The organism is Rhodococcoides fascians A44A, from assembly GCF_000760735.1.
Taxonomy (GTDB): Bacteria; Actinomycetota; Actinomycetes; order Mycobacteriales; family Mycobacteriaceae; genus Rhodococcoides; species Rhodococcoides fascians_E.
Genome location: NZ_JMEX01000005.1, coordinates 260933 through 280961 on the forward strand (window position 1 = coordinate 260933; position 20029 = coordinate 280961).

17 protein-coding genes are annotated in these 20029 nt (G+C 66.6%); 11 read left to right on the forward strand and 6 right to left on the reverse strand.

The features are described from left to right. Positions 1-117 precede the first annotated feature (117 nt). Genes BH95_RS05030 through BH95_RS05045 form a run of 4 tightly spaced genes read left to right on the forward strand, consistent with a single transcriptional unit; the run spans position 118 to position 8364 of the window. Positions 118-1578, forward strand: coding sequence for a TIGR02677 family protein (locus BH95_RS05030; protein ID WP_170949241.1), 1461 nt, complete (start codon positions 118-120; stop codon positions 1576-1578). Next, complete coding sequence (locus tag BH95_RS05035) at positions 1575-2981, forward strand: TIGR02678 family protein (protein WP_026347988.1); 1407 nt, start codon at positions 1575-1577, stop codon at positions 2979-2981. Before BH95_RS05030 ends, BH95_RS05035 begins: the two co-directional genes overlap by 4 nt. Next, positions 2982-7148: a TIGR02680 family protein gene (locus BH95_RS05040; RefSeq protein ID WP_037181294.1), complete on the forward strand. Its 4167-nt coding sequence runs from the start codon at positions 2982-2984 to the stop codon at positions 7146-7148. Beyond that, positions 7138-8364, forward strand: coding sequence for a DUF2399 domain-containing protein (locus BH95_RS05045; RefSeq protein ID WP_230621017.1), 1227 nt, complete (start codon positions 7138-7140; stop codon positions 8362-8364). Before BH95_RS05040 ends, BH95_RS05045 begins: the two co-directional genes overlap by 11 nt. A 33-nt stretch (positions 8365-8397) precedes the next feature. Here the strand turns inward: BH95_RS05045 and mshC are convergent, their stop codons facing one another. The 5 genes from mshC to BH95_RS05070 all read right to left on the reverse strand — a co-directional run bounded on the left by mshC (position 8398) and on the right by BH95_RS05070 (position 12836). Next, positions 8398-9639 carry a cysteine--1-D-myo-inosityl 2-amino-2-deoxy-alpha-D-glucopyranoside ligase gene (gene mshC, locus BH95_RS05050; RefSeq protein WP_037181295.1) on the reverse strand — a complete coding sequence of 414 codons (1242 nt, stop codon included), beginning with the start codon at positions 9637-9639 and terminating at the stop codon, positions 8398-8400. Between the two features lie 43 nt (positions 9640-9682). Next, a complete protein-coding gene (locus tag BH95_RS05055; RefSeq protein ID WP_170947581.1) occupies positions 9683-10468 on the reverse strand; it encodes an SCO1664 family protein in 786 nt (261 codons plus the stop codon). 35 nt (positions 10469-10503) lie between these two features. After that, a complete protein-coding gene (locus BH95_RS05060; RefSeq protein WP_026347991.1) occupies positions 10504-11097 on the reverse strand; it encodes a DUF3090 domain-containing protein in 594 nt (197 codons plus the stop codon). Positions 11098-11231: 134 nt separating this feature from the next. Beyond that, positions 11232-11963: a histidine phosphatase family protein gene (locus BH95_RS05065; RefSeq protein WP_037142282.1), complete on the reverse strand. Its 732-nt coding sequence runs from the start codon at positions 11961-11963 to the stop codon at positions 11232-11234. 30 nt (positions 11964-11993) lie between these two features. Next, positions 11994-12836, reverse strand: a complete 843-nt coding sequence (locus BH95_RS05070; RefSeq protein WP_170947582.1) for an undecaprenyl-diphosphate phosphatase — start codon at positions 12834-12836, stop codon at positions 11994-11996. A 207-nt stretch (positions 12837-13043) separates the two neighbouring features. Here BH95_RS05070 and BH95_RS05075 point away from each other — a divergent pair, with 207 nt between their 5' ends. The 4 genes from BH95_RS05075 to BH95_RS05090 all read left to right on the forward strand — a co-directional run bounded on the left by BH95_RS05075 (position 13044) and on the right by BH95_RS05090 (position 16960). Then, complete coding sequence (locus BH95_RS05075) at positions 13044-13976, forward strand: aldo/keto reductase (protein WP_033189705.1); 933 nt, start codon at positions 13044-13046, stop codon at positions 13974-13976. An 82-nt stretch (positions 13977-14058) separates the two neighbouring features. Beyond that, a complete protein-coding gene (locus BH95_RS05080; RefSeq protein ID WP_371828311.1) occupies positions 14059-15042 on the forward strand; it encodes a heme/hemin ABC transporter substrate-binding protein in 984 nt (327 codons plus the stop codon). Then, positions 15042-16109, forward strand: a complete 1068-nt coding sequence (locus BH95_RS05085) for a FecCD family ABC transporter permease (RefSeq protein ID WP_037181297.1) — start codon at positions 15042-15044, stop codon at positions 16107-16109. The genes BH95_RS05080 and BH95_RS05085 overlap by 1 nt, the downstream gene beginning before the upstream one ends. A 56-nt stretch (positions 16110-16165) precedes the next feature. Beyond that, positions 16166-16960, forward strand: a complete 795-nt coding sequence (locus tag BH95_RS05090) for a heme ABC transporter ATP-binding protein (RefSeq protein WP_442981365.1) — start codon at positions 16166-16168, stop codon at positions 16958-16960. Here BH95_RS05090 and BH95_RS05095 read toward each other — a convergent pair. Further along, positions 16957-17448, reverse strand: coding sequence for a hypothetical protein (locus BH95_RS05095; protein WP_244164831.1), 492 nt, complete (start codon positions 17446-17448; stop codon positions 16957-16959). The two genes, BH95_RS05090 and BH95_RS05095, sit on opposite strands and share 4 nt — an antisense overlap. A gap of 96 nt (positions 17449-17544) precedes the next feature. Here BH95_RS05095 and BH95_RS05100 point away from each other — a divergent pair, with 96 nt between their 5' ends. The 3 genes from BH95_RS05100 to BH95_RS05110 all read left to right on the forward strand — a co-directional run bounded on the left by BH95_RS05100 (position 17545) and on the right by BH95_RS05110 (position 19957). Beyond that, complete coding sequence (locus tag BH95_RS05100) at positions 17545-18573, forward strand: YncE family protein (RefSeq protein ID WP_037181299.1); 1029 nt, start codon at positions 17545-17547, stop codon at positions 18571-18573. An 82-nt stretch (positions 18574-18655) separates the two neighbouring features. Then, positions 18656-18874 carry a DUF5703 family protein gene (locus BH95_RS05105; RefSeq protein ID WP_051104945.1) on the forward strand — a complete coding sequence of 73 codons (219 nt, stop codon included), beginning with the start codon at positions 18656-18658 and terminating at the stop codon, positions 18872-18874. Between the two features lie 15 nt (positions 18875-18889). After that, the gene (locus BH95_RS05110) at positions 18890-19957 is read left to right on the forward strand and encodes a quinone-dependent dihydroorotate dehydrogenase (RefSeq protein WP_037181300.1); all 1068 of its coding nucleotides are present in this window, start codon (positions 18890-18892) and stop codon (positions 19955-19957) included. Positions 19958-20029: the final 72 nt, after the last annotated feature.

Genomic DNA, 20029 nt, shown 5'->3' on the forward strand with positions numbered 1-20029 from the left:
GTTTTTCGCTCCTGGGCAGTGGACGCCTACCCTGTTGCAGTGAGCGAATCAGGAGCGGAGCCGGTGGTCGACGACATCCGGCACAGTACTGCGACTGCTTTTCTGCAGGAAGAACGGCTGAAACTGTTCGCGTTCACGGTGGCAGAGAAGCGGGCCGAGTACCTCTGGGTGTTGCGCGCGTTCGACATCGCACGCGCCAACTACGTCGTGTTGCTGCACGCCGCCGATGTCGCGGACACACTGGCGAGGAATGCGCCGGAGAATCTTCGGCTCGGAGCGGCGGAGATCGCGCCCCTGCTCGAACAACTGCACGCGTGGGAACTACTCGAGCGGAGCTACGACGGATCTCGCGCGGCGACACTCGCGGAGTATCGGAACCGTCATTTCGTGTATCAGTTCAGCGGCGCCGGGTACAAGGCATTCCGCGCCGTCGAGGACGTGCTGGGCGCACGGCTCGACGACGCCTCTCTGTCCCGGCTCGTTCTGCCCGAACTTCTCGCCGACATGCACGAGCTCGCCGAGGCCAATCGGCAAGCGGACGGCGATCGCATCTACCGCAAGCTTAGCCGCCTGGACTCCACGCTGTCCGAAATGGCAACGCGCGCAGCACATTTCTACCTCGTTCTCGGCGACCTGGTGCGTACCACGGAAATCACCCCCGAGACGTTTCTGGTGCACAAGGATGCGCTGTTGACGCACATGCGCGAGTTCAGCTCGGATCTGACGCGGTACGCACCCAAGCTCGCCGAAGCCATCGCGGTGGTCGAGTCGACCGGAATATCGGAACTGATCCACCGGGCGGCGGTCAGCGACGAGCGCGTGTTCCTCACCGTCGAGGAACGCACGGCGGACTGGCGGGCACGGTGGTCCGGCCTGTCGCACTGGTTCGTCGCAGCAGACGCCGAGCTCAGCGAGTCCGAACGCCTCCGCGAGGGCACCATGAGCGCGATCGCGGCCGTGCTGTCGCTGCTCCGACGCGTCACGGAGACCCGGAAGGGCGGCGTCAGCCGTGAAAGTCAGCTCCGTCACCTGGCGGGATGGTTTGCGAACACGTCCAGCGAAGACAGTGCGCATGCCCTGTTCCACGCCGTGTTCGGGCTCGGCCGTCCGCGCCATCTGTCGATGGTGCACCCGGACGCCGACATCATCCCCACCTCCCGCTCCTGGTGGGAGGCACCACCGGTGGAGATCTCACGGACGCTGGCGGAGACCGGTCGGGCGCCGTCGCCCGGGCTTCCCGGCCGGGTGCAACGCAACGACGGCGGAATCAGGAGGCTCCGCGAGCAGCAACTCGAAGCCCAGCGAGTCCGCAGTGCAGCCGCACGTTCACTGGCGTCCGACGGCGTCTACGAACGGACCCTCGACGAGGAGGAAACCGAGGTGCTGCTCGGCCTACTGAACGCCGCACTGACCGCGCGAGTTCGGGTCAGTGGACGAACGTCGGGATCCACCGGATCCGACAGCGGGGTGAAGCTCACGTTGACCACATCCGAGACCTCGACCGTCGTGCACACGGCGCGCGGCCGACTGCACCTGGACCGTCTGCAGCTGGACGTGGCCGAGGTGGCCGGTCGATGAGAGCACGTGAAATCCCCTCTCTCGCACTCGATTCCTACCAGCGCGCCGCGAGAGTGGCATTGGCGAACCACCTGGTCACCCGAGACTATCCGGACCGCATCGCGCTGCCACTTCTGCGCAGGTGGGCGACGGAACTGCGCGAGGACCTTCTCGAACTCTTCGGGTATCGACTCGAGGTCACCGAGACGACGGCCCGCGTGTACCCGGTGATCGACTCGCTCGATCCGAGCCAACCCGCCCGCACGGCCTCGGACCGCATCTTCGATCGACGCCGATACGCCTACCTGGCACTGGCCATGGCCGCGTTGGGACGAGCAGGCAACCAGATCACTCTGTCCGAGCTGGCCGACCACGTCGCCGCCGAGGCCGGGCAGGTCGACGGCGTCGAGTTGGAAGCGGATCGAGCGTCCGACCGGGATGCGTTCGTCGACGCGGTCGGCTGGTTGGCAGCTCGCGGTGCCATCTCTCTCGCCGACGGGGACGCGTCGGGCTGGGCGAGCAATCCGTCCTCGGGCGAGGCGTTGTACGACATCGAGCGTTCGGTGGTCGTCGCGTTGTTCCGGCCGCCGCGAGCAGTGCAGCATCTGCGTTCGGTCACCGGCCTACTCGTGGGATCCGACTCCCCGGTCGACGAGGATTCGGACGACGACGCCGCGCGCCCCACGGATCCGAAAGAGACGTTGCGCAAGGTCAGACGCGCTCTGGTCGAACGCCCCGTCGTGTACTTCGAGGATCTGGATCAGGACGGGCGCACCGCACTCGCGGCGGACAGAACCGTCGCCGACGTGGAACTGCTCACCGGCTTGGTGTCCGAACGCCGCGCCGAGGGTGTCACGCTGATCGACACCGCGGGCAGGATGTCCGACGTACGGTTCCCGAGTACCGGCACCATCGCCCAGGTCGCACTGCTCCTGGCCGGCGAGATATCCGACCGTGTCGTCGACCCGGACGCCGACGCCCTCGCACACCATGCGCTCGCGCACCACGCGATCGTCGCGGACGACGACTTGGTGACGCGGCTGGATGCGGCCATCCCCGGCGGCGGAATCTTCGACGACCTGGCCGAATTCGGGTCGCCGACGGGCCCTGTCCCCGATACCGGCACCCCACCGGCCACCTATCCGTTCGTGGAGAACAGTTGGCTCGCGCACACCGTCGCCGATCTGGTCGAACGTTTCGGCCGCACGTTCGCCGCCCAGTGGCAAGCCGACCCCGACGGCCTGCGTGAACGAGCGGTGCAGATGCTGCATCGACTTCGGTTGGTGCACATCATGTCCGGCGGAGTTCTCGTGCTTCCCGTCATCGCCCGGTATCGCGATGTGATGGTGAGCGTGCGAGACCGGGTACCGCAGGACTCCTTGTTCGACAGCCGTTCCACGGACACAGAAATCGAGGCGCAGTAGATGACCGCACACTCCGAGCGCTTCCGCCCGACGCGAGCAGGAATCGTCAACCTGTGGGACTACCGTGACCAGGAGTTCTCGTTCGCCGACGGGCGGCTCGTCCTCCGTGGTCCGAACGGTTCGGGTAAGACCAAAGCCCTCGAAGTTCTGTTCCCCTTCGTCCTCGACGGGCGCATCGAACCGCGCCGGCTCAACCCGTTCGCGGGTGAGGAACGGACGATGAAGTCCAACCTGCTCTATCGCGGTCAGGAGAGCGCGCACTCCTACGTCTGGATGGAGTTCTCGCGCGGCACTCACGAGGACCCGGAGTCGGTCACCGTCGGAATCGGAATGCGTGCCAGCAGACAGAACGACAAGGTCACTCGCTGGTACTTCGTCGCCGACGGTCGCGCCGGGGTGGATTTCTCGTTGCTGGGCTCCGACGACCGCCCGCTCACCAAGAAGCAACTCGCCGAGCAGTTGGGCACCGACGCTTTGACCGATCGTCCCGTGGACTATCGGGCTGCTATCGACGCTCGCATGTTCGGACTCGGCGCGGAGCGGTACGACCAGCTGATCAATCTCATTCTGACGCTTCGCCGTCCGCAGCTCGCGAAGAACCTGGATCCGAAGGGGTTGTCGCAGGCGCTGACCGACGGGCTGCGTCCCCTCGACGATCAGTTGGTGCTCGAAGCTGCGCGCTCGTTCAGCGACATGGAAGAGGTCGGGCGGGCCCTCGAAGGTCTTGCCCAGGCGGACCAGGCGGCGAAGAATTTCGTCGGGGTCTACTCGAAGTATCTCCGTGTGCAGGCTCGCTCGGATGTCGAACAGGTCTCCCGCAGGCTCGAAGCGGTGACCCATGCGACAACGGCGCACTTCGCCGCAGCCGCACTGAAGGAACGTCGGTTGCAGGAGCGTCTGGCGGCGGAGAAGCGATTCGACGACGCCGAACGCGCCCTCGACCAGGCCCTTGCCGATCGCGAGACGCTGCAGCGTTCGAGCGCGTACGAGGGCAAGCAGCAACTCGACGACTTGGCCGAATCGGCTGCGAAACTGAAGGTCTCGGCCGCCCAACAGTCCGAGCGTGCACGGGGTGCGCAGGCCGAACTCGAGAAGCGCACCACCGAATCCGCGAGGGCGGACACTGCGCTGAAGGATGCGACGACAGCGCTCGCTCGCGCCGAGGAGGAGTTGCAGGCCGCTGCCGAGGACGCAGGTATCGCGTGGGCGTCGATGCCCGCGGGCGCGCGCACCGACCAGTTCAGCACCGCTGTGCGTGGTCACGCCGAGGAACGTGACGGCGACGTGCGCGCCGTGCGGGAAGCGCTCGGAACAGCGGAGAAGGCGAGCACCGAACGTGCGCGCGCGGACCGCAGTGCCACCAGGGCGCACGAGTTGCTGGACGCCGCACGCGCGGCCGTGACGGAAGCCGAGGCATCGGTGGAACTCGCACGGGCGCAGTACACGTCGGCGCTGCGGGCGTGGTGGTCCGAACATTCGTCCACCTACCAACTCGCCGGCATCACGTCGTCGGCGTTCGAGGCTCTCGATGCCGCCGTTCCGCGTATCGGCGAGGACGACGGGCCGAGCTTGGACACCGTGCTCGCCGACGCCTCGGCCGACGGACTCGATACCGTCCGGGCTCGGCGAACGCACGCACAGCTCGGTGCTGCCGCGCTGACCGAGGAACTGTCCTCGATGCGGGCCGAGCGGGACCTCGTCAGCGCCGAACACGACGACGCACCTCCACCCTTCGCGGCACGCACGTCCTCGCGTGACGGTCTGCTCGGTGCGCCGCTGTGGCAGCTCGTGCGGTTCGCCGAGGGCGTCGATCCGTCCGAGGCGGCAGGTGTCGAATCCGCACTGCAGGCCGCGAACCTGCTCGACGGCTGGGTCTCGCCGACAGCCGTCCCCGACTCGCTCGAGTCCGAGCAGTACCTCGTTCCCGCTCCCGTGGAGTCCCGCCCGACCGGTCCCACCTTGGTGGACGTCCTCGTTCCCGAGTCGGGGACGGACGTGCCGGAGGAACTGATTCGAGACATCCTGTCCTCGATCTCGTTGGGACTGGTCGACGGCGTGACGTGTGTCGGTGTCGACGGCCGGTTCCGTCAGGGACTTCAGCGGGGACGGCACCGGAAGCAGGACGCCGAGTACATCGGAGCGACGGCCCGCGCAGCCCGCCGCGCTACCCGTATCGCCGAGCTCGACAAATCCATCGCCGGTTCCGAGGCGTCGCTGAACGCCACCCGAGAAGAGGAACGCTCGGCCGCCGACCTTCTTCGCGGACTCGCCGCGGCAGCCAAGCAGCTGCCCAAGGCGTCGGCGATCATCAAGTCTCAGAAGGCCGTGACGGAATCCGCCGGGGCTTTGCGGACGTCACAGGCCGGGGCAGCTGCTGCGGACGCCGAACTCGACCAGGCCATCGCGGAACTGTCCGCCCGAGAAAAGCATCTACGTTCCACGGCGGTCGCGCACCGCACACCGCACACCGCGCGGGAGATCGACTCGCTGGCCGCGGCCATTCGACATTTCCAGAATCAAGGCGAGCTGGTCCTGCGCCGACGCGGTGACCGCGTGCGCGAGGCCGAACGCGGTCGCGAAGCGTTGAACAGGTTGGAGGAGCAGACCGGCCTGGCCGAGGAACTCGCGGAGGAAGCGGCCATCGCCGAGGAGAGTCACCTTCAACAGGTCCAGAAGCTGGAGATTCTCAGCGAGAAGCTCGGGTCGACGGCCGTTTCGATCAACGCCGATCTGGAACGTGCGCGCGAGAAGATCGAGGCGTGCAAGGTCGAGCAGCGCGCCGCCCGCAAGGCCGACAAGGACGCAGGCGAGGCCATCGGTAAGGCCGAGGGTGCGTGCAACACCGCACAGGAGAGTCTGCGCGCTGCACTCACCGAAGGAATCGACGACGCCAAGCGTCTCGCTCCCTACGCACGCAAGGACCTGCTCGCCATTCTCGGTGTGCACGATCCGTACGCGTGGCCGTCGAGCGACTCCGCGTGGCTCGGCGTCGAGCAGATCCTCTACCGCATCCAGCATGCGGCGGCGCCGGACGACGACTTCCAGGTGCTCCCGGTCGCAGTCGCCGGACTGCACGCGGCGCTCGACGAGGCCACGGCATCGGTGAAAGCCGGTGAGTCCTACCGCAAGAGCACGCGCACGTCGCTGACGACCGCGCTGCAGGAGTTCGACTCGCAGCTCGCGTCGTCCGGTCAGGACTACCGACTTCAGTGGGACGCCCCGGACGGGTTGACGGTGGTTCGCGTCCAGGACGAACAGGGCTACTCGTCGATCGGCGACTTCGCCGACCGCATCGGCGACGCACGATCCAACCAGGAGACGCTCCTCACCGAGCACGAACGCAGGATCCTCGAGGATGCTCTCCTGACCGGGCTTGCACAGCAGATCCACGAACGCACCGTCGACGCTCGTGAGCTCATCGGACAGATGGCCAGTGAGATGAAGCAGCGAAAGATGTCCTCCGGCAACACCATCGGTGTGCATTGGGTTCTGGCGGACAATCTCGACGACGGTGCCCGCGAGATCTCCAAGCTGCTCGACCGGGACGCGTCGGCATTGAGCTCGGACGACCTCGCGAAGATGCGCGCGCACTTCGCATCCGAGATCAGGATTGCCCGAGCTGCGCATCCCGAGCGCTCGTATCCCGAGATCCTCGCATCGACGCTGGATTACCGTCGCTGGCGTGTGTTCTCGTTCAGTCTGATTCGAGGCGACGGCACCGAGGATCGGCTCACCGTCGCCAAGCACAGTGCGTTGTCCGGAGGCGAACAGTCGGTGTCGCTTCACCTGCCGTTGTTCGCCGCAGCGCATGTGATGCTGTCCTCCGCGGATCCTCACTGCCCACGGCTGCTGGCGCTCGACGAAGCGTTCGCAGGCGTCGACGACAACGGTCGCAGCGAGTTGCTCGGCCTGAGCGTTCAGTTCGATCTCGACCTGTTCATGACCGGATTCGACCTCTGGATCACCTACGCCGACGTGCCGGGCTGTGCGCACTACGACCTGGCGCATTCGGCGGCCGAGAACACCGTCAGCGCAGCATTGATGGTGTGGGCGAACGGCGAGCTGCTCCAGGAACACGACGGAGGTGACCTGGCGTCCGCACTCGGGTCGCCGCTGACGAGGCGCGTTCCGACCCGAGCGGAAGGTGGGCTCGACTTTGTCCGATGATCACGGCGCCGGGTGGCGCGGCACACCGGAACTCGACGTGCTGTTGGCCGCTGCACGCAAGAAGCTGGAGTCCAACTGGCTGAAGGTCGAGGGCAGCGTCACCGTACAGCTCGATGCCGCGCCGGACCTGTCGAGGCTCATGAGCGCAGTGAACGGATCGTCGTCTCAACTGAGCCGAGCGAGGTCGTCACGACTCGATCTTGCCCGGTTCGACGCCTGGCTCGGCCACTCCGTCAACGGCGGTGTCGGATTGCTGGACACACTGCGAGAGCGTGCACCGCTGCAGGACAAGAAGCGCATCGCCGCGGACAAGGCCGACGTCAAGGCGCGGGCGCTCGACAACGCTCGCTCGCTGCTCGCGACAACCGATCACGGCGAGTGGTTGGATCGCTGGCTCTCGTCTCTGTTGAATCAGGACGGAACCCTCGGCGGCCGCGTTGCCGTCGATGCTCTGGCTGTCGCGACCAAGGTCCTCGCAGTGCTTCCCGCGGACGGTCTTTCCTTGACGGAAGTGGCCGAGCTGGCCTGCGGCGACACGAAGGCTCTCTCGTCCGGCGGTGCACCCAAGCTGGTCCTGGAAGCGTTGTCTCTCAAGGAGGGTATTCCGCGGCCGGTCGATCCTGTCGGCATTCGTCTGCTGTGGGAAACCGCGGGCGTCTCGGTCGATGCACTGTCCAGCCGTGTCGTCGTGCTGGGGTATCGGGTCTCCGAGGACCACGTGGTGGCCCGGTGGTCGAACGAAGCCGCGGACGCGGGCATTCCCTTTCCTCTGACGCTCGACATGATCACTCGGGGACCACTGACCAACACCGCGGACCGAATCTTCGTGTGCGAGAACATCGCCGTGATCGCCGCTGCAGCGCGAACATTGGGTGGTGAGTCCGGGGCGATCGTCTGTACCGACGGGCAACCGTCCGCTGCGGTGCACAAACTGCTCGCCGGGCGCCGGTCGGGGACCGAGATCCACTGGCGCAACGACTTCGACTGGGCAGGGTTGCGCATGACCGGTCGCGCTGTCGCCCGCTACGACGCCGTCCCCTGGCGGATGGACCTGCAGTCCTACGAGCAGGCGCTGGATGCGAGAAACTCGGAGCCCCTCAAAGGTTTTCCCGCGGAGAGCCCGTGGGACCCCGAATTGGCACACGCGATGCACCGGTCCGGCCGGGCAGTGATGGAGGAACGGACCATCCCCGATCTTCTGCGCGACCTGAGCTGAGCCGAGCGTCCCCGACAAGAACGGCCGGAGGGCTCAGCGCAACGAAACCCCGAGCAATGCATCGACTGCGTCCGCGAATGCAGCCGGAGCGGACGTGTCCGCTCCCCCGCGTTCCACGGCAAAGCTCGCCCAGGCGTCGAGCGCGTCGAGCGCCTTGGGGGTATCGAGGTCGTCGGCGATGTGCTGACGCAGCCGAACGATGACATCGTCTGCGCTCGTGGCAGATTCGAGAGCGGCCGCCGCGCGCCACAACGCGAGACGAGTTGTCGCACGCCCCAGCACCTCGTCCGTCCAGGCCCTGTCCTGCCGGTAGTGACCGGACAGCAGGCCGAGGCGGATTGCCGCCGGGTCGACGCCGGCGAGACGCAGTTTGGACACGAACACGAGATTGCCGCGGCTCTTGGACATCTTCTCACCGTCCAGACCGATCATGCCGGTGTGCACGTAGTGCCGGGCGAACCGACCGCCTCCGACGGCTGCTTCACCGTGCGCGGCCGAGAACTCGTGGTGCGGGAAGATCAGATCGCTTCCACCGCCCTGGATGTCGAAACCGGTCCCGATGCGGTTCAGTGCGATTGCGGCGCACTCGATGTGCCATCCCGGACGTCCAGGTCCGAACGGGGACGGCCAGAACGGCTCGCCTTCGCGGTGGGCGCGCCACAACAGAGCGTCGAGCGGGTCACGCTTGCCCACACGGTCCGGGTCGCCGCCACGTTCGGCGAAGAATCGGTCCATCGTTGTCCGGTCGTAGCCCGACTCGTATCCGAACTCCGTGGTCGCGTCTGCTCGGAAGTAGACGTCGGGGAACTCGGAATCGTCCACGACGTACGCCGCACCCGAAGCCACCAGCTTCTCCACCAACTCGATGACCTCGTCGATGGACTCGACGGCTCCGATGTAGTCGCGGGGCGGAAGAACTCGGAGCGCCTCCATGTCCTCACGGAAGAGCTGAATCTCGCGGGTGCCCAGGTCGATCCAGTTCTCACCGTCTCGGTCCGCACGCTCGAACAGCGGATCGTCCACGTCGGTCACGTTCTGGACGTAGTGCACGTCGTGTCCGGCGTCCCGCCAGATGCGGTTCACCAGATCGAATGTGAGATACGTCGCGGCGTGCCCGAGGTGTGTGGCATCGTACGGGGTGATTCCACAGACGTACATCTTTGCTTCGGAACCCGGTGTGACCGGCCGGACCTGACGATCCGCCGTGTCGTACAACCGAAGCGGCGGCCCCTGACCAGGGATCGACGGTACGGCAGTATCGGACCAAGATTGCATGCGTACAAGCCTATCCGAGACGGATTGGAGCGCGGGCAGGGCGTCAGAAGGCCGGCCAGGGTATCGGCCTGCTCGAGCGCGGCTCCGGCATGACCGGGTCGGCCACCAACGCGCACGCGCGGGCCAGCAGAGCATCGACCTCGGCCTCGGTGATCTTCCCGCGAATGCGGGGTTCCACCGCGTCGGCGAAGGTGTCGACGAAGGTCACCACGTCGGCCATCAACGCGTCGTCGACGGTTGTGCCCGCCCAACCCCACAGCACGGTCCGCAGTTTGTCCTCCGAGTGCAGGCAGATTCCGTGGTCGACGCCGTAGACATAACCGTCGAGTCCTTCGAGCGCGTGACCGCCCTTGCGGTCCGCGTTGTTGAGCAGTACGTCCAGAACGGCCATCCGCTGGAGGCGAGGGTCGTCCGCGTGAATCAACGCGACCTCCTCCCCCTCACCGTCGTATGCCTGCAGCACCGGTATCCACCCGGACGGGACCAGATCGGGCCTGCAGATGTCGATCAGATCCACTCGGTCGCCCCGGTCTCCGTGCGGTTCGGGGGTGTCGATCCAGCGTTGCACCATGCCGGGCCCGAAGGGACCGTCCCGCAGCACGGTCGGGGGCACGACGTCCCAGCCGAGGGCGTCGGATATCTCGAACGAGGCGACCTCGCGTCCGGCGAGGGTCCCGTCGGGGAAGTCCCACAACGGAACTTCGCCACGAATCGGCTTGTAGACGCACCGCACGGGTTCACCGCCCGCAGCGTCGGCTGCGTCGCACACCAATGTCGCGTTGCTGGCCGTGACGACCCGTCCGACGACGGTGAGCTCGCCGACGGTCATGGACTGCAGGCCATCGAATGGCGGCCGAGTGTCGGTCAAAGCTCGTCACCGAGTTCCGACGCGGATCCGAAGGTGGCGTCGCGTCGGTACCCGTTCGTCCGGATGCAGATGTGGCCCTCCTGCGTGAGTGGTTGTCCGCACAGGGGGCACGGAGCACGTCCGGCGGCGATCACGCGCTCGGATCGAAGGGCGAATTCTCGCGCCTGCACCGGAGTGAGAAACACGCGGACGGCGTCGGGACCGTCCTCGGTGTCGTCGAGCACGACGGACTCGTCGATCTCCGATTCGCTCACGGCGAGGAGTTCCACGACGACAGCGCCTGCATCCGCATCCCACCCCAGTCCCATGGTCCCGACTCGGAACTCGGTGTCGATCGGTGTCAGGAGCGGGCTGGTGTCCCCGACCTCGGTTTCCTCGGGCGGGATCTCGGCGCCGAAACGACGATGCACTTCGTCGAGCAGCAATCCCATACGGTCCGCCAGGACCTGCACCTGCTGCTTCTCCAGTGCAACGGACACCACGCGGTGCTCGTGCACGGCCTGAAGAAAGAACGATCGGTCGCCCGGTTCACCCACGGTTCCGGCGACGAATCGATCAGGGGTGCGGAAAACATGTATTGCGCGTGGCATTGCACCTCCTGCGTCTAGATATTGTCGACAATCCTGTCTCGTGATTCTTCACCGACGAAGGATCACAGCTCTCCATTATCCGCCCCTGCGGGCAGTGCCCATTATCCGCCGCCGAGGGGGCGAAGACCCCGAACCTATCCGCCACTGTGGGCCGCGGGCCCGGAGCCGCCACCGGGGACAGCATCGGAATCCGACGGCGAACCGGCTGCGGACTCCGCGTGCGGCGCCTTCTCGGCCGCGACGACGAGGCCCGACAGATCGGCTCCCGTGTCGTTGGTTCGAAGGACGAAAGCACGGGTCTCGGTGTACCGGATGACGCTGATCGACGCCGGATCGGCCACGATGCGCTGAAACGCGTCGAGGTGGCAGCCGACCGCGTCCGCCAGGATCGACTTGATGACGTCGCCGTGGGAGCACGCCACCCACAGCACGTCGCGCCCGTACTCGGCGGCGAGCCTGCGGTCGTGTTCACGCACCGCCGTCACCGCCCGTGCCTGGACCTGAGCCAAACCCTCACCGCCGGGGAACACCGCCGCCGACGGATGCTGCTGCACCACCTTCCAGAGCGGCTCGGCGAGCAATTCCTTGATGCTGCGGCCGGTCCACGTGCCGTAATCGACTTCTTCGAGACGGTCGTCCACGACCGCAGTCAGGCCTCTGCGCTCGAGCAGCGGCTCGACAGTCTGCGCGCACCGCTGCAACGGAGAGCGAACGACCTCTTCGACGGGTAGTCCGCCGATACGTTCGGCGAGGCGCTGCGCTTGCTCGCGCCCCTTGTCGTCCAGGTCGATCCCGGGTGACCTACCCGCAAGCGTTCCTGCGGTGTTGGAAGTCGAGCGGCCGTGCCGCAACAAGATCACCGTCATGGCACCACACTAGTATCCGTCGGCGAGCCGTCAGGTCGCGGAGACGACGCCCGCCGACAACAACGCCATGACACCGACGCCGAGCACGATTCGGTAACCGACGAACCAGTACAGCGAATGGTTCGCCACGAACTTCAGCAACCACGCGATCGATGCGTACCCCAGCGCGAACGCGATGATCGTCGCCACCACCAACTGCGCACCCGACGCGTTCAGTCCTTCCCCGGCCGGCTCGAACGCGTCGGGCAGCGAGAACAGGCCGGATGCGGTGACGGCGGGGATCGCCAGCAGGAACGAGAATCGTACGGCGGCCTCGCGCTCCAGACCGAGGAACAACCCGGCGCTGGTCGTTGCTCCGGAACGCGACACGCCCGGGATGAGCGCGAGGCACTGAGCGGCACCCATGACGAGACCGTCACGCGTGGTGATCTTCTCGATGGGGCGACGCTTGGTGCCGACGTACTCGGCCACCGCGATGACGATCGCGAACACGATGAGCATGGTGGCGATGAGCCACAGGTTTCGAGCGCCGGTCCGAATCTGGTCCTTGAACAGAATGCCGAGGACACCGATGGGAACGGTCGCGATGATCACGTACCAGCCGAGCCGGTAATCGAGATCTCGCTTCGCCTTGTCCAGCAACCCGGCGAACCAGGCTTTCACGATGCGGACGATGTCGCGCCAGAAGAAGAGGAGCACCGCAGCTTCCGTGCCGAGCTGGCTCACGGCGGTGAACGACGCGCCTGCATCGTCGCCGAAGAACACCTCCGACACGATCCTCAGGTGCCCCGACGACGAGATCGGGAGGAACTCGGTCAGCCCCTGGACAGCTCCGAGAATGATCGCCTGCAACCAGGTCATCGACTCGCCGATCACTGGCGCACCCCCGCACGACCCGATTCCCCGAGCACGTCGAAACCTGGGCCCTCTACACATTTCACGGCCACGACGGTACCCGGCAGCGCACTGCCGCACAGGCCGACACACGCGGACGACCCGCGGCAGGCTCGCATCGACGGTGCGGGCGCACTACTGTGCTCATCTGGCGCCGGACACAACGTGAGGAATCTCGAGAACACCATGAAGCAGAGATCTGTCGGATCCAGTGGCCTGCGCGTGTCCCGACTCGGTCTCGGAACTCTCGGCTGGGGTAGCGGAACGGACGGCGACGACGCCGCCGCGCAGTTGTCGGCATTCGCCGAGGCCGGTGGAACACTCGTCGACTCGTCTCCGTCCTACGGCGAAGGCCGCGCCCAACGCGTACTCGCCGAGGTACTCGACGACGTCGTTCCGCGGCGCGAACTGATCGTGAGCAGCGCAGCGGGAGTGATCACCACCGGTGGGCGCTACCGCGTCGACTGCTCTCGCCGATCGTTGCTCGACCAACTCGACAACACGCTGCGCGAACTCGGCACCGAGTACCTGGACCTGTGGCAGGTCGGCGCCTGGGACGAGCACACCCCCGTCGACGAGATCGCCTCGACGTTGGACTATGCGGTGACGAGCGGCAAGGTGCGGTACGTCGGCGCACGCGGCTACCTCGGTTGGCAGTTGGCGACGGCGGCGGGCGCGGCAGACGCAGGACGAATCGTCGCGACGCAGGCCGAGTACTCGCTGCTCGCACGCGGGATCGAGGACGAACTCCTGCCCGCCGCGCAGCACCATGGCGTCGGAGTGCTGGCAGCGATTCCGCTCGCCGGCGGGGTACTGACCGGAAAGTACAGCCACGGCACACCTGCCGATTCACGCGGCGCCGACGACGCCTATGCCCAGTCGATCGCCGGGTACCTGACCGACAGCGCCGCCAACGTCGTCGAAGCCGCAGTCACCGCTGCGAGTGGCTTGAAGACATCCCCGCTCACCGTGGCCCTCGCCTGGGCGCGCGACCGGCCAGGGGTGGCGTCGGCGATCGTCGGTGCACGTGATCTCGCTCAGCTCACCGGCATCCTGGTCGTCGAGGACCTGGAACTCCCCCGCGCCATCACGTCCGCACTCGACGACGTCAGCAGCTGAGTCAACTCAGGCTAACCTTGTCTGCGTGAACTTCTCGTCGACACTGCAACGCTCTTCGCGTCGCTCGGCTGTGGTTGCTGTCGTGGCGGCTACCGTGTTGGCCTCGGTTGCGTGCTCCGCCCCCGACCAGCAGACGGACTCCGGGACGGATTCCATCGGTCCGCGCACCGCCGTGATCGCCGACCCCGATCCGGAACCCGTCGATTCCCGGCAGCAGCCGACCCTGCCGGTGACGGTCCGCGGTTTCGACGGAACAGACGTCACGATCACCGACGCCAGCCGCATCGTCGCAGCCGATCAATACGGAACGCTCACCACCACGGTCTACGCGCTCGGACTCGGCGACAACCTCGTCGGTCGGGACACGTCTGCAGTATTTCCGGCCGTCGCCGATGTCACCGACGTCACGCCGAACGGCCATTCGCTCAGCGCCGAATCCATCCTCGCGCTCGCCCCGACGGTAGTGCTCACCGACACCAGTGTCGGCCCACGCGGAGTGCAGGATCAGCTCCGCGCCGCCGGGATCCCCGTCGTCTTCTTCGATCCGACCCGAACGATGAACACGGTCGGGGACCAGATCGTCTCCGTCGCGAACGCTCTGGGGGTGCCCGAGCGCGGATCGGTTCTCGCGCAGCGCACCGAGGCCGAGATCGCCGAGGCATCGTCGAGTGCACCCACCGACGGCGAACCGGTGAAGATCGCGTTCCTCTACATGCGCGGTCCGGCGATCAAGATGCTCGCCGGGCCCGGGTCCGGAGCCGATGCGCTCATCGCCGGCCTGGGCGCGGAAGACGCGGGCACCGCATCGGGTCTCACCGAACAGTTCGTCCCGATCACCAGCGAAGCCCTCATCGCCGCCGCACCGGACGTCATCCTCATGATGACCGGTGGACTCGACTCGATCGGTGGGATCGACGGCCTCGAGCAGGTACCCGGCATCGCACAGACACCGGCAGGGCAGTCCCAGCGCGTCGTCGACATGGCCGACGGCGTCGTTCTCAGCTTCGGCCCCAACACCGGCAAGGTTCTGAGTGCGCTGGCCGAGGCCGTCTACGCGCCCGCTTGATGGACACATCGACTGCAGCCGTGCCGACACCTGCTCGGCTCCGCACCACCGTCGTCTTCGCCGTTCTGGCGATCCTCGCCGTCGGACTCGCCGTGTATTCGGCGTGCGTCGGCCAGGTTCCGACGACGCCACTCGAAGTGATGGGCAGCGTCCTGCATCGAGTCGGCCTCGACGTCGGACCCATGCCTGCCCACCCCAGCGGGGAAGTCACCCTGTGGCAGGTTCGCTTTCCACGCATCGTTCTCGGTGCCGTCGTCGGCGCCTGTCTCGGCACGGCCGGTGCACTGTTGCAGGGAGTGTTCGCCAATCCGCTCGCCGAACCAGGAGTGATCGGCGTGTCCTCGGGCGCAGCTGTCGGAGCGTCCTCCGTGTTCGTGCTCGGAGGAGCGTTCGCCGGGGTGTGGTCGGTCGCCACCGCCGCATTCCTCGGCGGTCTGATCACGACGGTGCTCGTCTACGTACTGGCCCGAGGCGGTGGACGGACGGAAGTCGTCACGCTGATCCTCACCGGCGTTGCCATCAATGCGTTCGCCGGCGGTCTCATCGCGTTCTTCACCTTCGTCGCCTCACCGGCAGCACGCGATCAGATCGTCTTCTGGCAACTCGGATCACTCTCGGGCGCCACCTGGCAGGCCGTCGGCGTGGTGGCGCCGCTCGCCGTCGTCGGAATCGGGGCGTCCGTCGCCCTGTCACGACGACTGGACCTGCTTGCACTCGGGGAGAACGTCGCCCGGCACCTCGGTGTGAACGTGGAACGGCTGCGACAGACCGCCATCGTCATCGTGGCCGTACTGGTCGCCTCCGGCGTCGCGTTCACCGGAATCATCCTGTTCGTCGGCCTCGTCGTCCCGCACCTGATGCGTATGCTTCTCGGTCCGGCTCACCGAACCTTGGTTCCGGCGAGCGCGCTGTGCGGTGCCGTCGTTCTCCTGGCGTCGGATCTCCTCGCACGAACGCTCGTCGACAACGTGGACATGCCCCTCGGCATGATCACGTCACTGATCGGCGCACCGTTCTTCTTCTGGATGCTGCGTAGAACTCGCGCCGAGCAAGGCGGATGGGCATGACGCTGTTTCGACGGAACCGGGACCTTCCCGACGACGTGACGGCCGGAACCGTGACCATGAGCACCGCCGGAGTCACCGCCGTCCGTTCCGGTCGGGAAGTACTCCGAGGCGTCGACATCGACGTCGTCGCCGGCGAAGTTCTGTCACTGGTCGGGCCGAACGGCGCAGGCAAATCCACACTGCTGGCCGTACTCACCGGCGAACTCCGACCTGCCGCAGGCTCGGTCGAACTGCACGGACGACCGCTCACGCGCTGGTCGGACCTCGACGCCGCGAGACGCCGTTCGGTGCTCCCTCAGCAGCACACCGTCGGGTTCTCCTTCACCGCGCATCAGGTCGTCCGCATGGGCAGGGCGCCGTGGGCGGGCACGGACGAGGCGGAGAACGACGATGCGGCGGTCGCCCTCGCCATGAAGCACTGCGATGTCACGGAATTCGCGGATCGACCGTTCGCCGGTCTGTCCGGCGGCGAGCGTGCCCGAGTCTCACTGGCACGAGTGCTGGCGCAGAGAACCTCGACGCTGCTGCTCGACGAACCGACCGCCGCGCTGGACATCGGCCATCAGGAAACCGTCATGTCCGTGGCACGTGATCGAGCTCGCCGCGGAGACGCAGTCGTCGTGGTCCTGCACGACCTCGCCCTGGCGGCCGCCTACTCCGACAGAATCGCGATCCTCGACCGCGGCGCTCTGGTCGCGGTCGGTTCTCCGCGGTCGACTCTGAACGAGGAGCTTCTGACCCGCGTGTACGGCCACCGCGTGGAGGTGTTCGACCATCCACGTACCGGCGGACTGCTGGTACTGCCCGTTCGCGGCGATCGAGCGAAAGGTTCGCAGCCAGCCGGTTTCTAGATGGACGCCATCACCGAGCCGACACGGCCGAGAAAGGATCGGACGGCCGAGGATTCCTTGGCGTCCGCGTCGAGCGAATCGGCGGAGCCGACCGCATCTCTGACCGCTGCCACGATGCTTCGCTCGTCGGTCAGGTCGATTTCCGTGACCGACTGCTCCGCAACGGCCGTCACGTCGGAGCGGTCCGGAACCGGCGACGGAAGATCCGCGCGATAGATCTCCAGGTACAGCGTTCTCTTGTACACGCGAAACGCGAAGGGCCTGTTGTCCTCGGTGCTGCCGAACCCGCTTGCCTGAGCTCCGGTGCTGACCTGCTCCACCTGGAACGTCGCGACACTCGACGCGTCGCTGTCGTGTTCGGTCGCCAACTCCACTCCTCGTATTTTCGACGGTCCTGGCTTTTGACGGTCCTGGCTCTCGACGGTCCTGGCCTTCGACGGAACAGGGTGCCGAATCACGGTACCGCCGATGTGTGCATGCCCGGTCACCGGAGGTCCGGCGAACACCGGTCATCGATCATCAGGCAAGGTGAACGGGTGCACCGACGGTGCTGACAGCGCCCCGAGAGAAGGATTTGCGGATCGATGAACGTTCGACACACCCCGTGGCATCTACTTGCCGCGGCCGCATCCGCATGTCTGCTGGTGGCCGGATGCTCGGACTCCGGCTCCGGCTCGTCGGACGAACCGGATGCGGTCGACCTCGAACCCCTCACCGGCATAACGTCGCCCGACACATCGGTTCCCCCGAGCGGCTCGGTCGTTCCCTCCCCCTCCGGACTGCATTCCACCACATTCGAACCGGTGACGCGCAGCATCGTCGCGCTCGACGATGCTCGCACCGCCCTGACGGTCTTCGACGCCGACGACGCGGCCGCACCGCCGCGGTCGGTCCCGCTTCCCGGTGCGGCAGCCGACGTCGTTCCCGGCGTCGACGGCACCCTGCTTCTTCCGATGAACGGAAGCCTCGCCGAGGTCGATCTCCGCAGCTCCGGGGTTCGAAACGTGGACACCGGCGGAAACCTTCTCAGCGCGGCCACTCTCTCGGACGGCACTGTCGTCGCCGGTGACGACAGTGGCAGCATTCATATCGTCGACTTCGGTGCGAATCGGTCACAGTCCATCGGCGGGCTGACCTCCGTCGACGCACTTGCGTCCACCGAACACGGGCTGGCCGCCCTCGACCGCCACCAGACTTCGCTGACTCAGGTGAACGTCGACGACGAATCCCTCGGTCTGGCCCTCAGGGCGGGCACAGGCGCCGCACGCCTCGACACGGACGAGTACGGCCGGATCCTCGTCACGGACGCCGCAGGCGGCGAACTGCTGGTGTACTCGTCCGACGACCTTCTTCTTCGCCAACGTTTTCCGGTCGGTGCGCAGCCGTGGGCAGTCACCTACGATGACAAGTCCGACACAGTGTGGGTCACCACTCCCGCGGACAACGAGGTGGTCGGCTACACCCTCGACACAGGAATTCCCGTCGAGTCCGGCAGGTTCTCCACGGTGAGGCAGCCGGACTCGATCACGGTCGACCCGGATTCGGGTGCGCTCTACGTCGGGTCGGCCACCGGAGGCGGTCTACAACGGATCGACACCGCCGAACGGGGCTGAGCACTCACAACGCTCACAGCAGGTCGAGGGCACACGGCAGGGAAGGGCGCAGCGTTTGAAGAACAACAGCACACGCAGCAGGATGCCTACGGAGTGGGAGTCCGGGTCCGACGACTGGGAGTACATTCCGTTGCGACTGCCGCCCGATGTCACGCGAGTGACCGCATCCATGAGACTGGCGATCCAAGCCGAATTCGGTGGTTGGGAGCTCTCTCGCGTGCGCCTCTACACCGACGGCAGCCGGAAAGTACTGCTCAAACGTAAGAAGACTGCCCACCACATCCCGGACCCGGGAATCTAGGTCGAAAGAAGGCTCGTGTACCGCGCTCTGCTCCGCTTGATGTTCCTTGTCTCCCCGGAACGCATTCACCATCTCGCGTTCTTCGCGATGCGCACAGCAACGGCGTGGTCACCGATCCGCGCGCTCGTGGCGAAGGTCCTCGTCGTGAACGATCCGGCGCTGAGGAGCACCGCCTTCGGCGTCGACTTCCCCACTCCACTCGGGCTCGCCGCGGGATTCGACAAGAACGCTGACGGAGTCGACGTGTGGGGACCGCTCGGCTTCGGCTTCGCCGAGATCGGCACGGTGACCGCGCAGGGACAGCCGGGCAATCCGCAGCCACGACTGTTCAGGCTGCCCGCCGACCGCGCACTGATCAACCGCATGGGTTTCAACAATCACGGCTCCGGTCATGCGGCGAACGCGCTGCGCCACCGCCGAGGGGGAATTCCCATCGGGGCCAACATCGGCAAGACGAAGGTGACCCCGGCGTCCGAGGCCGCCGCGGACTACACCGCAAGCGCGACTCTCCTCGGGCCGCTCGCGGATTTCGTCGTCGTGAACGTCAGTTCCCCCAACACCCCTGGTCTTCGCGACCTTCAAGCGGTGGAATCGTTGCGCCCGATCCTGTCGGCGGTCCAATCCGTCGTATCGGTGCCGGTGTTGGTCAAGATCGCACCGGACCTGCTCGACGAGGACATCGACGCGGTCGCCGACCTTGCCGTCGAACTCGGTCTCGACGGAATCGTCGCGACCAACACGACGATCGGCCGGTCCGGTCTGCGGACGCCCGTCGACGCGGTGGACACCATCGGCGCAGGAGGGCTGTCCGGCGCGCCGTTGGCCGACCGGTCCTTGGATGTCCTCCGGAGGCTGTACGCGCGTGTCGGAGGATCCATCACGCTCGTGTCGGTCGGAGGAATCGAGACACCCGATCAGGCCTGGGATCGCATCACGGCCGGAGCGTCGTTGGTTCAGGGCTACACCGGCTTCATCTACGGCGGCCCGTTCTGGATGCGGTCGATCAACCGAGGAATCGCGAAGCGGCTCCGCGCGGAAGGATTCAGCACACTCTCCGACGCCGTGGGCTCCGCGCACAGGTGAGTCGAACCACTCCACCGCCGGGCAGCTGCACTGCCGAACTGCGCCCGCTCCGCCCGCTCGACAGCGGGCGGA

Excerpts from the sequence above, each read along its gene's own strand:
- BH95_RS05035 (WP_026347988.1), top strand. The coding sequence starts at position 1,575 with ATGAGAGCACGTGAAATCCCCTCTCTCGCACTCGATTCCTACCAGCGC.
- BH95_RS05040 (WP_037181294.1), top strand. The coding sequence starts at position 2,982 with ATGACCGCACACTCCGAGCGCTTCCGCCCGACGCGAGCAGGAATCGTC.
- mshC (WP_037181295.1), bottom strand. The coding sequence starts at position 9,639 with ATGCAATCTTGGTCCGATACTGCCGTACCGTCGATCCCTGGTCAGGGG.
- BH95_RS05055 (WP_170947581.1), bottom strand. The coding sequence starts at position 10,468 with ATGACCGTCGGCGAGCTCACCGTCGTCGGACGGGTCGTCACGGCCAGC.
- BH95_RS05060 (WP_026347991.1), bottom strand. The coding sequence starts at position 11,097 with ATGCCACGCGCAATACATGTTTTCCGCACCCCTGATCGATTCGTCGCC.
- BH95_RS05065 (WP_037142282.1), bottom strand. The coding sequence starts at position 11,963 with ATGACGGTGATCTTGTTGCGGCACGGCCGCTCGACTTCCAACACCGCA.
- BH95_RS05075 (WP_033189705.1), top strand. The coding sequence starts at position 13,044 with ATGAAGCAGAGATCTGTCGGATCCAGTGGCCTGCGCGTGTCCCGACTC.
- BH95_RS05085 (WP_037181297.1), top strand. The coding sequence starts at position 15,042 with ATGGACACATCGACTGCAGCCGTGCCGACACCTGCTCGGCTCCGCACC.
- BH95_RS05090 (WP_442981365.1), top strand. The coding sequence starts at position 16,166 with ATGAGCACCGCCGGAGTCACCGCCGTCCGTTCCGGTCGGGAAGTACTC.
- BH95_RS05100 (WP_037181299.1), top strand. The coding sequence starts at position 17,545 with ATGAACGTTCGACACACCCCGTGGCATCTACTTGCCGCGGCCGCATCC.
- BH95_RS05105 (WP_051104945.1), top strand. The coding sequence starts at position 18,656 with ATGCCTACGGAGTGGGAGTCCGGGTCCGACGACTGGGAGTACATTCCG.